3 protein-coding genes and 1 pseudogene are annotated in these 2,468 nt (G+C 71.5%); 1 reads left to right on the forward strand and 3 read right to left on the reverse strand.

Features of this window, described 5'->3' with window-relative positions; all coding sequences use genetic code 11:
* On the forward strand, window positions 1-521 hold a 521-nt coding region (locus AOK00_RS22240), incomplete at its 5' end, for an isochorismatase family protein (protein WP_055602062.1).
* A gap of 22 nt (window positions 522-543) precedes the next feature.
* Here the strand turns inward: AOK00_RS22240 and proC are convergent.
* The 3 genes and pseudogenes from proC to AOK00_RS22255 form a co-directional block, all read right to left on the reverse strand.
* The gene (gene proC, locus AOK00_RS22245) at window positions 544-1,353 is read right to left on the reverse strand and encodes a pyrroline-5-carboxylate reductase (RefSeq protein WP_055602063.1); all 810 of its coding nucleotides are present in this window, start codon (window positions 1,351-1,353) and stop codon (window positions 544-546) included.
* Between the two features lie 84 nt (window positions 1,354-1,437).
* A complete protein-coding gene (locus AOK00_RS22250) occupies window positions 1,438-2,175 on the reverse strand; it encodes an ABC transporter permease (RefSeq protein ID WP_055602064.1) in 738 nt (245 codons plus the stop codon).
* A pseudogene (locus tag AOK00_RS22255) lies at window positions 2,172-2,468 on the reverse strand (ABC transporter ATP-binding protein); the annotation flags it as partial. The gene AOK00_RS22250 and the pseudogene AOK00_RS22255, both read right to left, overlap by 4 nt.

Raw genomic sequence — 2,468 nt, forward strand, 5'->3', positions numbered from 1 at the left:
GAACACGACCGGCCGCCGAGGAGAACATCGCGGCTCTGATCGACCTGTGGCAGGAGACGGGGCGGCCGGTCGTGTTCGTGCGGCACGACTCCCCGGAGGGCTCTCGTTCGCCGCTGCGGACGGGGTACGCGGGGAACGCGTTCAAGGACTTCGTCGAGGAGAGGCGCGGGAAGGGTGGCGGTCCGGAGCTGCTCGTGGCGAAGACCGTGAACTCGGCCTTCTACGGGGAGCCGTCGCTGGACGGGTGGCTGAGCGGACAGGACATCGCGCAGATCGTGATCGTCGGGATCCAGACGAACATGTGCAACGAGACGACGGCGCGGATGGGCGGGAACCTCGGGTACGACGTGGTGTTCCCGTTGGACGCGATGCACACCTTCGACCTGGAGGGGCCGTTCGGGTGGTCGCGGAGCGCGGACGAGCTGGCGCAGGCGACGGCCGTGTCCCTGCACGGTGGCCGGTTCGCGAAGGTCGTGTCGACGGAGGAGGTCGTGAAGGGGGCGTCCGCCGGGGTCCGGTGACCGCGGCGGGGCGGGCGGGGCGTCAGCTGTTGCCGGAGGCGAGTTCGCGACTGCGGTCGCGGGCGGCTTCGAGGGCGGCGATGAGGGCGGCGCGGACGCCGTGGTTCTCGAGCTCTCGGATGGCGCTGATGGTGGTGCCGGCCGGGGAGGTGACGGCCTCGCGGAGCTTGACGGGGTGTTCGCCGCTGTCGCGGAGCATCACGGCGGCGCCGATGGCGGCCTGGACGATCAGGTCGTGGGCCTGGGCGCGGGGCAGGCCGAGGAGGATGCCGGCGTCGGTCATGGCCTCGACGAGGAAGTAGAAGTACGCCGGGCCGGAGCCGGAGAGGGCGGTGGCCGCGTCCTGCTGGGACTCGGGGACGCGGAGGGTCTTGCCGACTCCGCCGAAGATCTCCTCGGTGTGGGCGAGGTGCTCGGGGGTTGCGTGGCTGCCGGCCGAGATGACGGACATGCCTTCGTCGACCAGGACGGGGGTGTTGGGCATGACGCGGACGACGGGGGTGCCGGTGGTGAGGCGGTCCTCGATGAAGGAGGTGGGGATGCCGGCGGCGGCGCTGATGATCAGGCGGTCGGCGGCGACGTGGGGGGCCAGCTCGTCGAGGAGCCGGCCCATGTCCTGGGGCTTGACGGCCAGGATGAGGGTGTCGGCGCGCTTGGCGGCCTCGGCGTTGGTGACGGTCTCGACGCCGTAGCGGGCGCGGAGCTCGTCGGCGCGTTCGGAGCGGCGGGCGGTGACCAGGAGGTTCGCGGGGCGCCAGCCGGCGCGGATCATGCCGCTGAGGAGCGCTTCACCGATCTTGCCGGTGCCGAGGACTGCGACGGTCTGGGTCATGGCTCTGTTCACCTCGCCGGAGGGGGTACGTGTCGTCATCCTCGCACCGGCGGGCCGGGTGGTGTGCGGGTGTCCGAGGGGCGGTCACGCGGTGCGGCGGCGGAGGGTGGCCGCCCCGAGGCCGAGGACGAGGAGTGCGCAGCCCGCGACGACGAGGGCGTCGCGGACGAAGTCGCCGGTGACGTCGGGGTGTCGGAGGACCTGGTTCATGCCGTCGACGGCGTACGACATGGGCAGGGCGTCGGAGATCGCTTCGAGGGCGGGTGCCATGCGGTCGCGTGGGGTGAAGAGTCCGCAGAGGAGCAGCTGGGGGAAGATCACGGCCGGCATGAACTGGACGGCCTGGAACTCGGAGGCGGCGAAAGCGGAGACGAAGAGGCCGAGGGCGGTGCCGAGGAGGGCGTCGAGGAGGGCGACCAGGAGGAGGAGCCAGGGGGAGCCGATGACGTCGAGGCCGAGGAACCAGACGGCGAGGCCGGTGGCGAGGGCGGACTGGAGGACGGCGAGGAGTCCGAAGGCGAGGGCGTACCCGGCGATGAGGTCGGTCTTGGCGAGGGGCAGGGCGAGGAGGCGTTCGAGGGTTCCTGAGGTGCGTTCGCGGAGGGTCGCGATGGAGGTCACCAGGAACATCGTGATGAGCGGGAAGATGCCGAGCAGTGAGGCGCCGATGTTGTCGAAGGTGCCCGGGCTTCCGTCGAAGACGTATCGCAGCAGGAAGAGCATCACGCAGGGGACGAGGAGCATCAGGGCGATCGAGCGCGGGTCGTGGCGCAGCTGACGCAGGACACGGGCGGCGGTGGCGAGGGTGCGGGCGGGGCTCATGACCGGGGCTCCTCGTGGGCGGCTCGGGTGGCGGCGGCGTCGACGAGGCGCAGGAAGGCCTCTTCGACGGTGGCGGTGTCGTTGCGGTGGCGGAGGGCCTCGGGGGTGTCGTCGGCGAGGATCTCGCCCTCGCGCATGAGGAGGAGCCGGTGGCAGCGTTCGGCCTCGTCCATCACGTGGGAGGAGACGAGGAGGGTCGTGCCGCGGTCGGCGGCGATCTGGTGGAAGAGGTTCCACAGGTCGCGGCGGAGGACGGGGTCGAGACCGACGGTGGGTTCGTCGAGGACGAGGAG

Source organism: Streptomyces aureus (genome assembly GCF_001418135.1).
In the GTDB taxonomy this organism is placed as follows: domain Bacteria; phylum Actinomycetota; class Actinomycetes; order Streptomycetales; family Streptomycetaceae; genus Streptomyces; species Streptomyces aureus_A.

What these genes read in the sequence shown, in the direction of transcription:
- proC (WP_055602063.1), bottom strand. Translation starts at nt 1,353, where the DNA reads ATGACCCAGACCGTCGCAGTCCTCGGCACCGGCAAGATCGGTGAAGCG.
- AOK00_RS22250 (WP_055602064.1), bottom strand. Translation starts at nt 2,175, where the DNA reads ATGAGCCCCGCCCGCACCCTCGCCACCGCCGCCCGTGTCCTGCGTCAG.